Origin of the sequence: Micromonospora sp. MA102 (genome assembly GCF_025460765.1) — a bacterium.
GTDB classification, from domain to species: domain Bacteria; phylum Actinomycetota; class Actinomycetes; order Mycobacteriales; family Micromonosporaceae; genus Micromonospora; species Micromonospora halotolerans.
In genome coordinates this window covers 42756-58652 of record NZ_JAMWEG010000021.1, presented here as the reverse complement: position 1 = coordinate 58652, position 15897 = coordinate 42756, and the positions used below count along the sequence as shown (strand labels likewise).

The following is a 15897-nucleotide window of genomic DNA, read 5'->3' as shown; positions in this document are numbered from 1 at the left end:
CTGTCGATCTGGACCTTGCCGGGGACGGTGAGCCGGTACGGGTCAGGGCCGCGCCCGGCGGTCGCCGGTCTCAGCCCGCCGGGTCGGCCCGCCCGATCCGGGCCGACATGTACGCGTGCGCGTGGGCGGCGAGGTCGTCGGCGTCCTCCCACAGGTCCCGCCAAACGCCCAACCGGTCGGACAGGTCGGCGGAGACCACCGCCCGGGAGAACGACTCAAACGTCACGGTGCCGCCGTAGCCGACCTGCCGCAGGGCCTGAAAGAGCCCGTCGAGGTCGGCCGACCCGGTGCCCAGGTAGCCCCGGTGCGACTCGCCCACGTGGACGTACCCCAGGTGGTCGCCGCAGTCGGCGACCGCCTGGGCGATCGAGTTCTCCTCGATGTTGGCGTGATAGACGTCGAGATGGACCACGACATTGCCCGCCCCGACGTCCTTGATCACCTGGACCGCCTGCGCACAGGTGTTGATGACATTCGACTCGTAACGGTTCACCGCCTCCAAGCCGAGCGTCACGCCCAGGTCGGAGGCCCGCGCGGCCAGCCGGCGCAGGATGGCCACCATCGAGTCACGCCCGCGCGGGTCCATCGGCCGGCCGTACTTGCCGAGCGCGCTGTAGATCACGCCGCCCATGAATCCGCCGCCAAGGCCGGCCGCCACGTCGAGGGCCGCCAGCAACCGCGCCTCGCCCCGGGCGGCGATCTGGGGATCGGGGCTGGAGATGTCCGCGTCGAAGTCGAGGCCCAGCGAGCAGACCCCGGCCAGCCCGTGCTCATCCAGCACGGCGCGGGTGTCGGCGATGTCGACGGCCGCGGGGTCCAGCGCGGGGATCTCCAGCATGTCGTAGCCGGCCCGACGGGCCCGCGCGGCGGCGCTGCGGCGTTCCTCGGGGCTCCAGCCGCCGACGAAGACGGCGGCGTGGATGCCGAGCGGGTTGCGGACGCTCATCGCAGGAACGCCTGGGGAACGCCGCCGTCCACGGGGACGAGCAGACCGGTGGTCAGGGGCAGGGAATCGTCGACGAGAGCGACGACCGCGGCGGCGACGTGTTCCGGCAGCACCTCCTGCTTGAGCAGGGTCCGCTGCGCGTAGTACTCGCCGAGCTTCTCCTCGGGGACGCCGTAGACCGCGGCGCGCTGGGCGCCCCAGCCGCCGGCGAAGATCCCCGACCCGCGCACGACGCCGTCCGGGTTGATGCCGTTGACCCGTACCCCGTCGGGGCCGAGTTCGGCCGCCAAGAGACGTACCTGGTGGGCCTGCGCGGCCTTCGCCGACGAGTAGGCGATGTTGGCGGGACCGGCGAAGACGGCGTTCTTGCTGGCGATGTAAACGATGTCCCCGCCGTGGCCCTGGGCGCGCAGCACCCGCGCGGCCTCCCGTGAGACGAGGAACGAACCGCGGGCCATCACGTCGAACTGCAGGTCCCACGTCTCGGTGCTGGTGTCCTCCAGCGGCGCCGAGCGGGACAAGCCGGCGTTGTTCACCACGATGTCCAGGCCGCCGAAGGAGAGGCAGGCGGCCTCGATCGCCTCCCGCACCGACGCTTCGTCGGACACGTCGACGCGGACGGCGCTGGCGACGTCCGGGCCGCCGAGTTCCTTGGCGAACTGCCGGGCCCCCTCGTGGTCGAGGTCGGCGATCACGACGCAGGCGCCCTGGGCGGCCAGCGCCGTGCAGGTGGCGCGCCCGATCCCGGACGCGCCGCCGGTGACCAGGGCGACCTGGCCGGCGAGCGCCTTGGGCTTCGGCCGGCGGCGCAGCTTACGTTCCTCGAGTTCCCAGTACTCGACCCGGAACTTCTCGCTCTCGTCGACCGGGGCGTACGTCGACACGGCCTCCGCTCCGCGCATCACGTTGATCGCGTTGACGTAGAACTCGCCGGCGATGCGGGCGGTCTGCTTGTCTCCGCCGAAGGAGAACATGCCCACGCCCGGGACGAGCACGATGGCCGGGTCCGCGCCCCGCATCGGCGGGCTGTCCGCGGTGGCGTGCCGGTGATAGTAGGCGGCGTACTCCTCGCGGTACTGCGCGTGCAGCTCCCGCAGCCGCGTCACCACCTCTTCTAGCGGCGCGTTTGGGGCGGTGTCGAGCAGGAGCGGACGTACCTTCGTGCGCAGGAAGTGGTCCGGGCAGGAGGTGCCGAGCGGCACGAGCCGGTCGAGCGCTTCGCGGCCGAGGAAGTCCAGTACCACCTCGTCGTCGCGGAAGTGGCCGACGACGCGGCTGTCGGTGCCCGCGATGCCGCGCAGGATCGGCGCGAGTTGCGCGGCCCGCGCCCGGCGATCCGCCTCGGGCAGCGGGGCGCGTGCGGCGCGTGCGGCGCCGAACGGCTCGGTCTTGCCGGTGCGCTCGATGAATTCGGCGGCCTCGCGGATGAGCCGCAGCGCCCGCTCCTCGCACTGCTGGCTGGTCGCCCCCCAGGTGGTCAGTCCGTGTCCGCCGAGGACCACGCCCTCGGCCTGCGGCTGGGTCCGGACGATCTCCGCGATCATCTTTCCGAGTTCCCAGCCCGGCCGGATCCACGGCACCCAGCGCACCCGGTCGCCGTAGCACTCCTGCACGAGCCGCTCGCCGTCGGCCGCCGCGGCGAGGGCGATGACGCTGTCCGGGTGCAGGTGGTCGACATGCGTGGCCTCGACCAGGCCGTGCATCGGGGTGTCGATAGACGGTGCGGCCCCGCCCGGGCCGAAGGAGCAGAAGGTGAAGAGGTCGACCATGTCGTCCTCGTGCTCGACCCCCTGGTACCGGTCGTCCAGGCGGCGCAGTCGGTCGAGTTCGAGCACGGCGAGCCCGGGGTAGCGCAGGGTCCCGAGGTCGCCGCCGGATCCCTTGACGTAGAGCAGGGTCGTGGTCTCGCCGGTCGCCGGGTGTACGACCTCAGCCTTGCACGACGAGTTCCCACCGCCGTAGTTGGTCACCGTCGGGTCCGCTCCGAGTTGGTTCGCCCTGTCGAGCATGGCGGTCACCTCGGCGGACACACCGGCGGGAACGTCATCTCGGGTGCTGTTCACGGTCATACCTCAATCTGCTCCGGGGAGTTCCTTCGGTCCTGCGTGGTGGTGGTCGGGTGTGGGGAGAGCCAGCCGCGGCGCACGAGCGCGTCGACGAACCGGGCGTATCCCTCGTCGAGCTGGGCTTTCTCGGCGGGGTCGGGCTCGATCGTGCGGGTGAGGGTCACCATCGCGTCGACGGCCGCGGCCAGATCGGAGTGCACGGCGGACGACGCGGCCAGGACGGCTACGCCGAAGGCGCTGGATGCCTCGGCCGGTACCACGAGCGGACGGCCCAGCACGGTGGCCCGGATCCGCAGCCAGGGCAGGCTACGGCTACCGCCGCCGACGGCGCGCACCGCGCCGCGGCTGGCAGCGCCGGCCCCGGCGAGGACGTCGAGGGCCAGCCGTTCGACGTACGCGACGCCATCGAGCAGCGCGCGGTAGTGCTCGCCTGGGTCGGCGGTCTCCTCGTCGAGCGGTCCGCCGGCGTCGGGCGCGACGAACGGGAACCGCTCGCCGCGGCCCGGCGCGGGGTAGCGCAGCGTCCGCGCGGGCCCGTGCGCCGCGGCCGCGAGGTCTAGGGCCGTCAGGTCGGCGTCCGGGAACGCGTCGCGCAGCGCCCCGGCGCCGGCGTTGCTCGCTCCCCCGGCCCACCAGCAGCGGTCCGGCGCGAGGTGGCTGTAGACACCGAGGGCGGAGTCGGCCACCCGGCGCGGAGCGGCCACCTTGACCACCAGCGTGGTGCCGAGCACGCCGACGGTGTCACCAGCCCGCACGGCGCCCGCCGCGATCTGGCCGGTGCATCCGTCGGTCATCCCGAGCACCACCGGTACACCGGCGGCCAGGCCGGTCGCCGACGCGGTGCCCGCCGAGAGGCCGCCGACCGGGGTTCCGGGCGACGCCAGGCGCGGCAGCCTCGATTCCGGGACCTCCGCCGCGTCGAGCAGGTACGCGGGCCAGCGCAGCGTCTGCGGGTCGGCACCGGTCTTGAGGGCGTGGCTGGTGTCGGTGGGCACGTCCTCGCCTGTGAGCCGCGCAACGACGAGGTCGCTGACGTGCCGGTAGCGGGGCGCGGGCCGGTGCCGGTGCAGCCACGCGACGCGGGCGAGCGCCGGCGCGGCCGCCACCAGCCCAGGATCGATCCCGGCTCCCGGCCGCCCGGCCCGGCGGTCGTTGTACAGCAGGGCCGGTCCGACCGGGGCGAGGTCGTCCGAGCAGGGAACGACGGTGCCGGAGGTTGCGGTCACCGCCACTGCCCGGACCGGGCAGCGCAGGTCGGCACCGAGCCGGGCGAGGACCGCCACCGCCACGTCGGCGTGGACCGGCGACTGCTCAGCGCGTCCGTTAGCGGTCCGCTCCGGCGGCGGAAGTGGTTGCGCCGCCCGCGCCACCACGTTCCCGGCGGGGGTGACCGCGACGGCGCGTACGTCGGCGGTGGCGACGTCCAGGCCGATGACCACCTCGTTCATGCGCGCCCGTCCCCGAGGATCAGCCGGGGAAGCGTACGCAGGTCGTGGACGGCGACGTCGGGCTCGGCGAGTTGCTCGGCCGTCGGCTCCGGAGGGGCTTCGCCGCGCAGCACCCAGACCGTTGCGAGGCCGAGGGCGCGGGCGGGCCGAACGTCGGTGTCGAGGCGGTTGCCGACGTGGACGGCGTTCGCGGGACTGGTTCCCGCCTCCTTGACCGCCCACTCGAACAGCGCCGGGTCGGGCTTCTCGTGGCCGACCAGCGCGGAGACCGCCCAGACCTGCATGAACGGGGCTACGCCGTCGCGGCGCAGCGCGTCGAGGACGTCGGCTTCCTGGTTGGCCAGCACTCCGATGCGTACCCGTCCGTGCAGGGCCCGCAGGCAGGGCAGCACGTCGGGGTGGAGACTGCCCGGCCCGTGCCGCCAGTACCGCCGGGTACGGGCGTGCAGGTCGTCGCGCCGCCGCTCGTCGCCGAGGAACTCCGCGGCGAGGGCGCGCCGCAGTGACCCGGACTGCGCTGCCCGTACGCCGTCGTAAACGGCCCGGAACCGGGCACGGTCGGCCGGCGGCCGGCCCTGCTCGGCGAGCAGGTCGTCGAGCGCCGCCAGCACGGCGGTCGCGAAGTTCTCGTCGTCGTAGATCGGGCCGCCGATGTCGAAGAAGACCGCCTGCACGGTGCGCCCGGCGAACGGCGGGTCCGTCCGGGTCATACCGTTTTCCCGGCGAGCAGGGCGCGCCGGGCGACCTCGTCGGCGCGGGAGGCGAGCGCGTTCCCGCCGGCGGCGTCCAGGTAGCGGGGGGTGCCGACGGCGTGGGCCAGCGCGCGGGTGCGGGCGGCCTTCACCGCCATCGCGGTGACCGCCTCGACCTCCTCGGGCGAGCGGCCCAGCGCGACCATGCCGTGGTTGCCGAGCAGCACCAGCCGGGGCGGCGCCCCGTGCCGTTCGGCGTGCTCGGTGATCGAGCGGGCCACGGCGCGACCGAGCGCGAGGCCCGGCTCGTGGTAGTCGACCCAGGCGGGGCGGCCGACCACCACGGCCTCGTCGGGGAAGAGCGGCGCCTGCCACAGCCGTTCCCCCTCTTCGATCGAGACGAGCCCGACGATCGCGGTGGGATGGGTGTGGGCGACCCAGGTGGCTCCGCCGGCGTGCACCGCGGCGACGTGAACGAGCGTCTCGATCGAGGCGCGCCGCCCGCGCGGATCGTCGGCCACGGCCAGCAGCGCGGAGAGTTCGTCCTGCGTGGCGCGGGGGTCACCGAGGACCCGGGCTGCGGCGTCGAGATCGACGACCACGAAGTCCTCGGTCTTCGCCCGGTCCATCCGGGCGCCGCTCGCCTTGACCACCAGTTCGCCGTCGGCGACGGTCGAGGTGTTGCCTTCGGCGAGGCTGACCAGGTCCCGGGCCGGGTCGCCGATGCGCAGGGTCAGGTCGACCAGCTCGGTGGGGACGGCGCCCGCGTCGCTGCGCACGCTCACCGCACACCTCCGCGGCGGCGCAGGGTGATCGCGTTGAGCAGCGCGGAGAGCACGAGGACGGCACCGAGCGCGAGGAGTTGGAACTGGCTGCCGTCCGAGCCTTCGAAGGCGAGCAGGATGCCGGCGTTGAGCCAGACGATGAGCAGGGCGGCGATCACCACCCCGGCCACCCGGCCCAGGCCGCCGGTGATCGCCACGCCGCCGAGCACGGCGATGGTGATGGCCGGCAGGGCCATCCCGTTGCCGACGCTGCCCGCGTCGGGGCGGGCGGAGGCGAACTGGGCGACGGTGACCACGGCGACCACCCCGGAGAGCAGGCCGGAGGCGACGTAGGCGCGGAAGCGGGTCTGCCGGACGTTGAGGTTGGCGAACCGGGCGGCCACGTCGTTCGTGCCGATCGCGTACAGCTTGCGGCCGTAGGTGCTGCGGTTGATCACCAGCCACACCACGAGGACGCACGGCACGAGGAAGGTCAGCATCTGCGCCGGCAGGTCCGGCACCGCGGGCAGGTCGAGCGGCCGGGTCAGGGAGTGCAGGTCCTGGATGGGCTTGGTGGAGATCGGCGCCCGGTCGTTGCTGACCAGCGCGAGCGACCCGTACGCGTAGTAGGTGGCGAGCGTGGCGATCAAAGCCGGGAACCCGAGGTACGCGATCAGCAGCCCGTTCGCCGCGCCGAGCACCCCGCCGACCAGGACGGTCAGCGCCAGCGCGGGGAGGACGGGCCACCCCCACTGGCCGACCATGAAGCCGAAGGCCATCCCGGAGAGGCTGACGATCGATCCCACGGACAGGTCGATCCCGCCGCGCCCGGAGACGATGACAATGAACTCGGCGAGGCCGAGGAGGCAGAGCGGGACCATTGTCTCCAGCGCCGAGGCGAGGTAGTCGGCGTCGTACGGCGCGACGAGGTAGTCGTTGCGACCCAGGTACCAGAACCACACCACGACGATGACGAGCAGCACGCTCAGCAGCGCGACCCGTTCGGAGAGCACGAATCGCAGTGCGCTCGCGATCCTCGCACCGGTCGGGGCCGGCTTGGTCTTGTCGTCCTTGAGCTGTTCCGGTTCGGCTGTTCTGGTCGTCATCGTGCCCTCCTGCGGCGCTCACGGACCAGGTCGACGCCAACCGCGACCAGGATGAACGCGCCGATGAACAGTTCGGTCAGCTCGCTGGGCCAGCCGAGCAGGGTGATAGCGCTGGTCACGGTGCCGACCAGCAGCGCGCCCAGCAGCGTCCCCAGCACGGTGCCGCGGCCGCCGAGGATGCTCGTCCCGCCGATCACGACGGCGGCGATGACCTGCAATTCCAGGCCGGTGCCGGCGTTCTGCTGCACCAGGCCGCCGCTGCCGACCAGGACGCAGGCTGCCAGCCCGACGAAGAAGCCGGTCAGGGCGTACGCGGAGACGATGCGTCGGCGGACGCGGACGCCGGCGAGACGGGCCGCGTCGGCGTCGTTGCCGATCGCGTACCAGTGGCGGCCGGTCGCCCAGTAGCGCATGTAGCACCAGGTGAGTGCGGCGAGCACCATGGCGAGCCACCAGGCGTGCGGCACGCCCAGCAGGCCGAGCCCGGCCTGACCGCCGCCGAACCACCCCAGGGTGTCCGGCACGCCCGCCACCTGCTTGTTTTCGAAGATGCGCAGCGCCACGAAGCGGAACACGTTCAGGGTGCCGAACGTGACGATGATCGGGTGGATGCCGCCGAGGCTGACCAGCAGCCCGTTGACGCAGCCGAGCGCGAGTCCCAGCGCGACCGCCACCAGCACCGCCAGCGGCGCGGGCGCTCCGGCGTCGCGGACGAGCTTGGCCACCACCACCATGACCACGGCGGCCATGCTGCCGACGGAGACGTCGATGCCGCCGGTGACGATGACGGGCGTCATCCCGATGCCGATGATCGCGGTCGCCGCGACGGCGAACAGGATGTTGCGCAGGTTCGAGCCGGTGAGGAAGGTACTCGTACCGACGGACAAAGCGAGCCAGAGGGCCGCGATGACGACGACGAGCGCGAGTTCCTGGCCTTCGACCGCGCGGGCGATCGGGCGCCGCCGGCGCAGCGGTACGGTCTGGACGAGTCCGGTCATGCCGCTCCCACCTCCGTCGTCGAGTCGCCGCCTGGTGTCGACGCCCGATCCGATCCGTCGTCGCCTGCGGCGGCGGCCAGGACGTCGGCCTGACGGGCACCGCGGTCGAAGCTGGCGGTGATCCGTCCCGCGCGCACCACCAGCACCCGGTCGGCGAGCTGCAGGACCTCCGGCAGGTCGGAGGAGACGACGAGGACGGCGCTGCCGGCGTCGGCGAGCTCGACGATGATTCGGTGGATTTCGTCCTTGGCCCCCACGTCGACACCCTGGGTGGGTTCCTCCAGCAGGAGGATGCGGGGCCGTTCGACGAGCTGGCGGGCGAGGACGACCTTCTGCTGGTTGCCGCCGGAGAGGTTGCCGACGAGGGTCGCCGGGCCGGGTGCCTTGATGGCGATGCGTTTGATGAAGTCCTGCGCGACGGACCGCTCGCGGCCGCGGTCGACCCATAGGCGGGCGCGGCTGAGCAGTCGAAGGTGTGCGCTGGAGATGTTGAAGGCGATGCTCTTGGAGCTGAAGACGCCCTGCACTTTCCGGTTGGCGGGCAGCATGGTGATGCCGTGCCGTACCGCGTCGGCGGGGGATTTGAGCGCGACGCCGCGGCCGTTGATCCGGACGGCACCGGAGTCGGCCGGATCGATCCCGTACAGTGCCCGGGCGATGCTGGCGGCCCCGGAGCCGACCAGGCCGTAAAGGGCGACCACCTCGCCGGGCCGCACTGCCAGATCGACGTCGGCGAAGACGTCCTGGCGGCCGAGGCCGGACGCCGCGAGTGCGGGCTCGGCGTCGGCCACGGTCCGTGTCACCTGCCCGGTTTCGAGCTTGTGCCCGACCATCAGCTCGGCGACGGCGCGGACGGTGAGCTCCCGGGTGGGTCGGCTCGCCACCACCTGCCCGTCCCGCAGCACGGTCACGCGGTCGGTGATCTGGGCCAGTTCGTCGAGGCGGTGGCTGATGTAGATGACCGCGACGCCGCTGTCGCGCATCCCGCGGACCGCGGCGAAAAGCGTCTCGATCTCCCGGTCGGTGAGGATGGCGGAGGGTTCGTCGAGGATGAGGATCCGCGGCTGGCTCGCGAAGGCCTTGGCGATGCTGACCAGCTGCTGCTCGGCGACCGACAGGTCGGCCACCCGGACGTCGGCGACCGCGGCGTCCAGGCCCATGCGTTCGAGGAGCGCGACGACCTCCTCGTGCTGGCGGCCGCGCTGGACGATCCCGGCCCGCCGCCGTTCCCGCCCGATGAAGACGTTCTCCGCCACGGTGAGTTCGCCGAAGAGCTGCGGCTCCTGGTACACGGTGGCGATGCCGGCGCCGAGCGCCGAGGTGGTGCTGCCCGTGGCGATTGTCTCGCCGTTGATCTCGATCCGCCCGGCGTCCGGCGTCTCCGCCCCGGAGACGATCTTGATGAGCGTCGACTTGCCCGCGCCGTTCTCCCCGACGAGCGCGTGCACCTCTCCGCGGGCGAGTTCGAAGTCGACGCCACGCAATGCGTGCACGCCGCCGTACCGCTTGTCGATGCCGGTGAGTCTCAGCACCGGGGGCGCGGTCGCCGACGCGGTCGCGCCTGGCCGAGTGTCCGCCGTGGTCATGCTGGCCTCCGGTGGGGCGGGCCGGGCCGAGGGCCCGACCCGCCGCGCCTGCTAGTAGTTGAACTGGTCGACGTTGTCCTTGGTGATCCGCAGCGGGTCGCCGAGCAGCAGTTCCTTCTTGTCGCTGAAGTACTTGACGCCGCTGAGGTCGCTGCTGACCTGGTTGTCGCTCGCGAGGGTCTTGCCCTCGGCGAGCTGCTTGCCCGCCCACGCGGTCAGGTAGCCGAGGTTCTCCACGTTCCACAGGATCGCCGCGCTGGACGAGCCGTCGGCCAGGTAGGGCTTCATCGCCTGCGGGGTGCCGAGGCCGACGGTGAAGACCTTGCCGACCTTGCCGGCCTCGCGGACGGCCTTCGCGACGCCCGGCGCCGAGCTGGTGCACTCACCGACCAGGCCGGTCAGGTCGGGGTGGGCGTTCATCAGGTCCTTGGCCATCGAGACCGCCTTGGCCTCGTCCTCGCCCGCGTAGACCGTGTCGACGATTTGCGCCTTGGGGTACTTCTCCGCGGTGTACTTCTTCTGCACATCGATCCAGGCGTTCAGGTTCGCGGCGGTCTGGCCGCAGGAGACGATGGCGTACTTGCCCTGGCCGCCCATCTTCTCCAGCAGCGAGTCCGTGAGCGCCTGGCCGATACCGTCGGTGTTGGCCTGGTTGACGAACACCTCGCGCACCGAGTTCGGCGCGTCGGTGTCCGACGTCATGACGTGGATGCCCTTGGCCTTCGCGTCGGCGAGCACCGGCGCCATCGAGTCGGGGTCGTTGGGTGCGACGACGAGCACGTCGACCTTCTGCTGGATCAGGGACTTGACGATGTCCGTCTGCGCCCCCGGGTCCGCCGTGGTGGACCCCTTGTAGATCCAGTTGATACCGAGGTCCTTGGCGGCCTTCTGGCCGCCGGTGTTCATCGCCTCGAAGTACGGGATGCCCTGCAGCTTCGGAACGAACGCGACGCTGATCTGCTTCTGGGTGCCGCCGGACTCGCTCGACGACCCGCTGCCGCCACCCTTCTTGCTGCAGCCGGCCATCGCGAGCGCGCCGACGAGCCCGACGGCGAGCAGTGTCGTCGCCCTCTTCGACATCCGCATGGATACTCCTCTCTAGCCTGCCCCCGCCCGGCGGGTGCAGGATGCCGCCTCGGGGCGGCGGATTCGGAATGGTTACTCGACCAGGTCTTGCCCGGGCGAAACCGACGCGACGACGTCGCGGAATCGGGTGTAGTGCTCCCCCCACATGGCGGGGTCGCGCGGTTCGACGAGGCGACCGTGGTCGTCGCGTCGGACCACCTCTCGTATGTCTTCCAGTCCTGTGAGTTCGCCGAGCGCCATGAGCTGGACGAGCAGGTTGCCCATGGCGGTGGCCTCGACGGGCCCCGTGCGGACGGGTAGTCCGGTGGTGTCGGCGGTCAACTGGTTGAGCAGATCGTTGCGGGATCCACCGCCAACGATGTGTACGGCGGTCATCGGCCGTCCCGTGACCTTGACGATCGATTCGAAGGCCACGCGGTAGCGCAGGGCCAGGCCTTCCAGGACGCACCGGGCGACCTCACCCATGCCGGCGGGCACCGGCTGGCCGGTGGCCCGGCAGTAGGCGCGGATCCGCGCGGGCATGTCGCCGGGGCGTACGAACGAGGGGTGGTCGACGTCGACGACGCTGCGCGCCGCCGGCGCCTCGGCCGCGAGGGCAACCAGCGCCGGGTAGTCGATGTCGTGGCCCTCCCGCGCCCACTGGCGCCGGCACTCCTGCAGCACCCAGAGCCCCATCACGTTGCGCAGCAGCCGGACCGTCCCGGCCACTCCGCCCTCGTTGGTGAGGTTCGCCTCGCGCGAGCCCTCGTCCACCACGGGGTGCGCGAGCTCGACGCCGGCGAGCGACCAGGTGCCGGAGGAGATGTAGCCGGCGTACGGGTTGTCGAACGGCACGGCCGCGACGGCGCTGGCGGTGTCGTGGCTGCCGGGTGTGATGACCCGGGCGCCGGCCAGGCCGGGCAACGCGGCCAGCGGTGGCAGGACCGGACCGAGGTCGGTGCCGGCGTCGACCACCTCGGGCAGCAGGTCGGTTCGGAGGCCGAGATCCTCGAGGAGCTTGGAGGCCCAGGCCCGGCCCGCGACGTCGTACGCCCCGGTGGTGCTGACGGCGGTGAACTCCGCGACGGTGGCGCCGGACATCAGGTGGTGGAACAGGTCCGGCATCATGAGCAGGCGGCGGGCTTGCGGCGGCGGGCCGCCGGCGCTGGACTCGGCGAGGAGCTGAAAGACGGAGTTGATCTCCATGAGCTGGACGCCGGTGCTGCCGTAGAGCCGGTCGCGTCCGACGATCCGCGTGGCTTCCGCGAGCATCCCCTCCGTACGGGCGTCCCGGTGCGACACCGGGTCGGCGACGAGGTCGCCCCGCTCGTCCACGTAGCCGTAGTCGATCCCCCAGGTGTCCACGCCCACCGAGTCGACCCGGCCGGCGGCTCCGGCGCGGCCGAGGCCTGCCAGGATCTCGTGCCACAGCGCGGTCATGTCCCAGCGCAGGTGCCCGTCGACCACGCGCGGCTGGTTCGGGAAGCGGTGCACGATCTCCGTCTCCAGCCGCCGCCCGTCGAACGTGCCCACGACGATGCGGCCGCTCTCCGCACCGAGGTCCACGGCGACGCAGCGGCGGCGGCTCATGATTCTCCTCCCCTGGTGACAGGTACGCGCTCCACCGGCACCCCCCGGGACGACCACTGTCGTGCGACGTCGTCCGGCGTGCCGTCGTCGGTGACGAGACCCGTGAGGTGATCGGTGGCGACGAATGGGTGCAGGCCGAAGCGCCCGAGCTTCGAGGAGTCGAAGAGCCCGTAGACGCGGTCGCAGGCCGCGGCGAGCCGCCGCTTGACCGTGGTCTCCTCCAGGCTCAGCTCCATCAGCCCGTGCGTGGGGCTGAGGGACCGCAGCCCGAAGAAGCCGACGCTGAGCCGGCCCCGCGACGACAGGTCGTCGCCGAAGTCACCGACGAGGGACTGGGACGAGCGGCGTACGGTGCCGCCGAGCACGACGACGGTGATCGCGTCGGACTCGCTGAGCACGTCGGCGGCGCGCAACCCGTTGGTCACCACGACCAGGCCGCGCCGGGCCCGCAGTTCCACCGCGAGGTAGTAGCAGGTCGTGCTGCAGTCCAGGCAGATGGCGTCGCCGTCCTTGACGTGCGCCGCAGCGGCGCGGGCGATCGCCTGCTTCGAAGCCTCGCTGTGACGCAGTCGCATCTCGAAGGCGCCCTCGTCGGCGCCGTCGTGGGGCACGGCGCCGCCGCGGACGCGCCGCAGCAGCCGGCGCCGTTCGAGCGATTCGAGGTCCTTGCGGATCGTCACGGCTGAGACACCGAACCGTTCGATCAGGTCCCCGATGCTGACCCGGCCCTGGCCGTCGAGCAGGCGCAGCACGTGTTGCTGGCGCTCGTGCTCGGCAATCCCCGGCATGGTCCGCGATCCCTCCGTTGCGGTGGTGAGGTGACGCTAGACACACTCAGCCGGACGGTCAATAAAGGAAAGAGAAGTCGCTGTCGTAACAGTTTCGATTGACTCACGTTCGGTTTCGGTTTCGGTTCGGTTACCGCGCCGGGGCAACAGCGAGCGGACCGTGCCGCGCCAGAAGTGACGGTGGTGGAACAGAGCCCGCCCCACGGCTTCGGACGACGACGTTCCGGCGGCCCGCCGTCCAATGGCAACGGTCGGCGGGCCCAGGTTGCGGCGGTGTCAGTCGTCGGCGGGGTGAGCGCTGATCGTGTGGGCTCCGGCGGGCACGCCGGTGGGTAGACATACCGGCCGTCGCCGTGTGCCCCGTACGCCTTGGCTGTCGCCGTGCCAGGCCGGCCGCCCCGCGACAGTGACCGTCGTCGGCCCGTCGGCGAGGACGGCGATCCTGCCGGTGGTGCCGCTGGAAACGTCGATGCAACCCGTGTCCGGATCCGGCCAGCCGCGTCGGGCGCGAGGGCTCGACCGCGGCCGGCGGCGAACGCATCGGGCCACCGGTCGCGGGGTCAGATCAGACTGCGCCGCGCGGCCCAGACCACCGCCTCGATCGCCGTATTCACCCCCAGCCGGTCACAGATTGTCCGGGTCCGGCGGCGCACCGTCCGCTCCGATGTCTCCAGCCGGCGGGCGACGGCCTCCAGCGACAGTCCCCGGGCGAGCAGGGAGAGGAGAGCCACGTCCTCGTCGGACAGCTCAGGACGTGGCTCGGCAACGCGGTTCACCTGCCGCACCCCTTTCGGGTCGTACCAGTCAGGCGCCCCAGCCGGCCTGAGCGCCGCCGCGGCGCTCGGCGACCAGTCGCTCGTGATGACCGGAGCGGTGGTAGGCGGCGATCGGGTCCGGGTCGATCCCCATCTCCTCGCGCACCTCGGCCAGCAGCGGCCGCACGTCGGTGTTGAACGCGTCCATCAGCACTGCGTTAGCACCGAGCACATCCCCGTTCTCCTGGGCCACGCGCAGCGCGTCGGAGTCGACCAGCAGCGCCTTGGCCGTGGCCTCCTGCACGTTCAGCACCGACCGGATCATCGCGGGGATCTTCGGCTCGATGTTGTGGCACTGGTCGAGCATGAACGCCACGTCGGCCTCCGGGTCCAGGCCGCCAGCCTGCACGATCTCGTGCATGATCCGGAACAGCTGGAACGGGTCGGCCGCGCCGACCATCAGGTCGTCGTCGGCGTAGAAGCGGCTGTTGAAGTGGAAACCGCCGAGCCGTCGCGCCCGCAGCAGGAACGCCACGATGAACTCGATGTTCGTCCCGGGCGCATGGTGTCCGGTGTCGACCAGTACCTGGGCCCGCTCCCCCAGCGTCAGGCAGTGCGCGTACGACGTGCCCCAGTCCGGGACGTCCATGGTGTAGAAGGCAGGCTCGAAGAGCTTGTACTCCAGCAGCATCCGCATGTTCGCGGGCATCGCGGCGTACGTCGCCGCCAGCGCCTCGGCCAGCCGGTCCTGTCGGGCCTGGATGCTGTCCTGGCCCGGATAGTTCGTGCCGTCGGCGAACCACAGGCTCAGGATCGTCGAGCCGGTCGCCACACCGATCTCCACACATTCCAGCAGATGGTCCAGCGCCTTGCGCCGCACCGCCGGATCGGGGTTGCAGACGCTGCCCAGGCGGTAGTCGTCCTCCTGGAACACGTTCGGATTGATGGCGCCCAGCCGGATCCCCACCTCCTGCGCGTGCTTGGCGAGGTCGGCGTGGTCGTCCACCCGGTCCCACGGGATGTGCAGCGCCACGCTCGGTGCCACGCCGGTGAACCGGTGCACCGTCGCGGCGTCGTCCACCTTCTCGTACGCGTTTCGCGGCACGCCTTCCTGGGCGAACACCTTGAAGCGGGTGCCGGAGTTGCCGTAGGCCCACGAGGGCGTCTCGATCCGCTGCGCCCGCAAGGCCGCCGTCACCGCTGCCCGGTCGGTCATCAGTACTGCTCCCATCTATCTCAGATGTCAGAGGCCCCGTCGTAGGCGGGCTCGTACGCGAATAGCGAGCGACACCCGGGCGAGCTGAATCGTTTCAATGTGGCCTGTTCTGGGAAACTAAGCCAAAGTTCGAGTACGTGTCAAGGCTCACATCGCCACTACCGGGCACGCGCGTCCGGAACTCCATCGCCCAACTCGGCTACGTCCGCAACGAGTCCGCGCGCCAGATGCCTGCCGGCCAGAACAACACCATCGCTGTCGTCGGCCTCGATGTCACCGCTCTCGTCCCGGGAGGACATGCGGGGGCGACTCTGCAATCCAGCGCGGCCGACCTGAACCCCGAGATCGACACTTCGGAAAGTCACTTCCCGGACCCGCCACACCCCAGGCATCTGCTTGTCGATCGGGCTCGTGAGCACGGCGCCGTGCGGGCCGACGTCACCGGCACCGACGTCATCCTGCTGATGTGCGCACCCAACTACGTCACCAGCTATGTGCCGGACGCCCCGTCCGACCTGTGGCGGCGATACCTTGCCATCATCTTCGACGGCCTTCGCCCGGAAGGCGCCCACCCGCTGCCCCACCCGCCGCCAGCCGTTCCTTGACGCCTCAACACAGGGTCTGGCCGTCGATGCCGGCTGGCGCCTCTGGGCTGCTCGCCTGGACGTGCTCACGTGAAAACGGAAACGGCCGCACGTAGTTGAGCACGTTGGCAAGCAACGTCATGGACATGTCCATGACGCGACATCGCCGCACAACCCGCCATCTGATCGGCTGACCCAAGATGAACGGCGAGCTGATCGTGTGGGAGCGGAGGCGGACCAGCTTCGCTCGGCTGCAGCGCCGGATCACCACCGGCCAGTGCCTGCTCATGATG

The 15897-nt window shown here is 71.5% G+C and carries 15 protein-coding genes; 1 reads left to right on the top strand and 14 read right to left on the bottom strand.

All coding sequences use genetic code 11. The annotated features are described in order from the left end of the window. Positions 1-70: 70 nt before the first annotated feature. The 13 genes from NFX44_RS29025 to rhaI form a co-directional block, all read right to left on the bottom strand. Positions 71-946, bottom strand: a complete 876-nt coding sequence (locus NFX44_RS29025; RefSeq protein ID WP_262286787.1) for a sugar phosphate isomerase/epimerase — start codon at positions 944-946, stop codon at positions 71-73. Continuing rightward, positions 943-2955 carry a bifunctional rhamnulose-1-phosphate aldolase/short-chain dehydrogenase gene (gene rhaD, locus NFX44_RS29020; RefSeq protein ID WP_262286786.1) on the bottom strand — a complete coding sequence of 671 codons (2013 nt, stop codon included), beginning with the start codon at positions 2953-2955 and terminating at the stop codon, positions 943-945. Before rhaD ends, NFX44_RS29025 begins: the two co-directional genes overlap by 4 nt. 56 nt (positions 2956-3011) lie before the next feature. After that, positions 3012-4460 carry an FGGY-family carbohydrate kinase gene (locus NFX44_RS29015; RefSeq protein ID WP_262286785.1) on the bottom strand — a complete coding sequence of 483 codons (1449 nt, stop codon included), beginning with the start codon at positions 4458-4460 and terminating at the stop codon, positions 3012-3014. Further along, the gene (locus NFX44_RS29010; protein WP_262286784.1) at positions 4457-5170 is read right to left on the bottom strand and encodes an HAD family hydrolase; all 714 of its coding nucleotides are present in this window, start codon (positions 5168-5170) and stop codon (positions 4457-4459) included. The genes NFX44_RS29015 and NFX44_RS29010 overlap by 4 nt, the downstream gene beginning before the upstream one ends. After that, the gene (locus NFX44_RS29005; protein WP_262286783.1) at positions 5167-5937 is read right to left on the bottom strand and encodes a class II aldolase/adducin family protein; all 771 of its coding nucleotides are present in this window, start codon (positions 5935-5937) and stop codon (positions 5167-5169) included. The genes NFX44_RS29010 and NFX44_RS29005 overlap by 4 nt, the downstream gene beginning before the upstream one ends. Next, positions 5934-7022, bottom strand: a complete 1089-nt coding sequence (locus NFX44_RS29000; protein WP_262286782.1) for an ABC transporter permease — start codon at positions 7020-7022, stop codon at positions 5934-5936. The genes NFX44_RS29005 and NFX44_RS29000 overlap by 4 nt, the downstream gene beginning before the upstream one ends. Continuing rightward, entirely contained in the window at positions 7019-8020 is a 1002-nt protein-coding gene (locus NFX44_RS28995) for an ABC transporter permease (RefSeq protein WP_262286781.1), read from the bottom strand. The genes NFX44_RS29000 and NFX44_RS28995 overlap by 4 nt, the downstream gene beginning before the upstream one ends. Further along, positions 8017-9552, bottom strand: coding sequence for a sugar ABC transporter ATP-binding protein (locus tag NFX44_RS28990; RefSeq protein WP_262286780.1), 1536 nt, complete (start codon positions 9550-9552; stop codon positions 8017-8019). Before NFX44_RS28990 ends, NFX44_RS28995 begins: the two co-directional genes overlap by 4 nt. A 105-nt stretch (positions 9553-9657) precedes the next feature. Further along, positions 9658-10692 (bottom strand): autoinducer 2 ABC transporter substrate-binding protein, encoded by a 1035-nt coding sequence (locus NFX44_RS28985; RefSeq protein ID WP_262286779.1) that lies wholly within the window; start codon positions 10690-10692, stop codon positions 9658-9660. Between the two features lie 72 nt (positions 10693-10764). Beyond that, entirely contained in the window at positions 10765-12261 is a 1497-nt protein-coding gene (locus tag NFX44_RS28980; protein WP_262286778.1) for a rhamnulokinase family protein, read from the bottom strand. Continuing rightward, entirely contained in the window at positions 12258-13049 is a 792-nt protein-coding gene (locus NFX44_RS28975; protein WP_262286777.1) for a DeoR/GlpR family DNA-binding transcription regulator, read from the bottom strand. Before NFX44_RS28975 ends, NFX44_RS28980 begins: the two co-directional genes overlap by 4 nt. 560 nt (positions 13050-13609) lie before the next feature. Next, positions 13610-13825: a LuxR C-terminal-related transcriptional regulator gene (locus tag NFX44_RS28970; RefSeq protein ID WP_262286776.1), complete on the bottom strand. Its 216-nt coding sequence runs from the start codon at positions 13823-13825 to the stop codon at positions 13610-13612. Between the two features lie 28 nt (positions 13826-13853). Further along, positions 13854-15020: an L-rhamnose isomerase gene (gene rhaI / locus NFX44_RS28965; RefSeq protein WP_262286775.1), complete on the bottom strand. Its 1167-nt coding sequence runs from the start codon at positions 15018-15020 to the stop codon at positions 13854-13856. 137 nt (positions 15021-15157) lie between these two features. On the opposite strand from rhaI, the gene NFX44_RS28960 reads away from it, so the two are divergent. Then, on the top strand, positions 15158-15625 hold the full coding sequence (locus tag NFX44_RS28960) for a hypothetical protein (protein WP_262286774.1): 468 nt from the start codon (positions 15158-15160) through the stop codon (positions 15623-15625). 4 nt (positions 15626-15629) lie between these two features. On the opposite strand, the gene NFX44_RS28955 is transcribed toward NFX44_RS28960, so the two are convergent. Continuing rightward, entirely contained in the window at positions 15630-15752 is a 123-nt protein-coding gene (locus tag NFX44_RS28955; RefSeq protein ID WP_262286773.1) for a hypothetical protein, read from the bottom strand. Positions 15753-15897 lie beyond the last annotated feature (145 nt).

Bases quoted from the DNA above. Each gene is read 5' to 3' on its own strand.
- NFX44_RS29025 (WP_262286787.1), bottom strand. From the start codon at position 946: ATGAGCGTCCGCAACCCGCTCGGCATCCACGCCGCCGTCTTCGTCGGC.
- rhaD (WP_262286786.1), bottom strand. From the start codon at position 2,955: ATGCTCGACAGGGCGAACCAACTCGGAGCGGACCCGACGGTGACCAAC.
- NFX44_RS29015 (WP_262286785.1), bottom strand. From the start codon at position 4,460: ATGAACGAGGTGGTCATCGGCCTGGACGTCGCCACCGCCGACGTACGC.
- NFX44_RS29010 (WP_262286784.1), bottom strand. From the start codon at position 5,170: ATGACCCGGACGGACCCGCCGTTCGCCGGGCGCACCGTGCAGGCGGTC.
- NFX44_RS29000 (WP_262286782.1), bottom strand. From the start codon at position 7,022: ATGACGACCAGAACAGCCGAACCGGAACAGCTCAAGGACGACAAGACC.
- NFX44_RS28995 (WP_262286781.1), bottom strand. From the start codon at position 8,020: ATGACCGGACTCGTCCAGACCGTACCGCTGCGCCGGCGGCGCCCGATC.
- NFX44_RS28985 (WP_262286779.1), bottom strand. From the start codon at position 10,692: ATGCGGATGTCGAAGAGGGCGACGACACTGCTCGCCGTCGGGCTCGTC.
- NFX44_RS28980 (WP_262286778.1), bottom strand. From the start codon at position 12,261: ATGAGCCGCCGCCGCTGCGTCGCCGTGGACCTCGGTGCGGAGAGCGGC.
- NFX44_RS28975 (WP_262286777.1), bottom strand. From the start codon at position 13,049: ATGCCGGGGATTGCCGAGCACGAGCGCCAGCAACACGTGCTGCGCCTG.
- rhaI (WP_262286775.1), bottom strand. From the start codon at position 15,020: ATGACCGACCGGGCAGCGGTGACGGCGGCCTTGCGGGCGCAGCGGATC.
- NFX44_RS28955 (WP_262286773.1), bottom strand. From the start codon at position 15,752: ATGTCCATGACGTTGCTTGCCAACGTGCTCAACTACGTGCGGCCGTTT.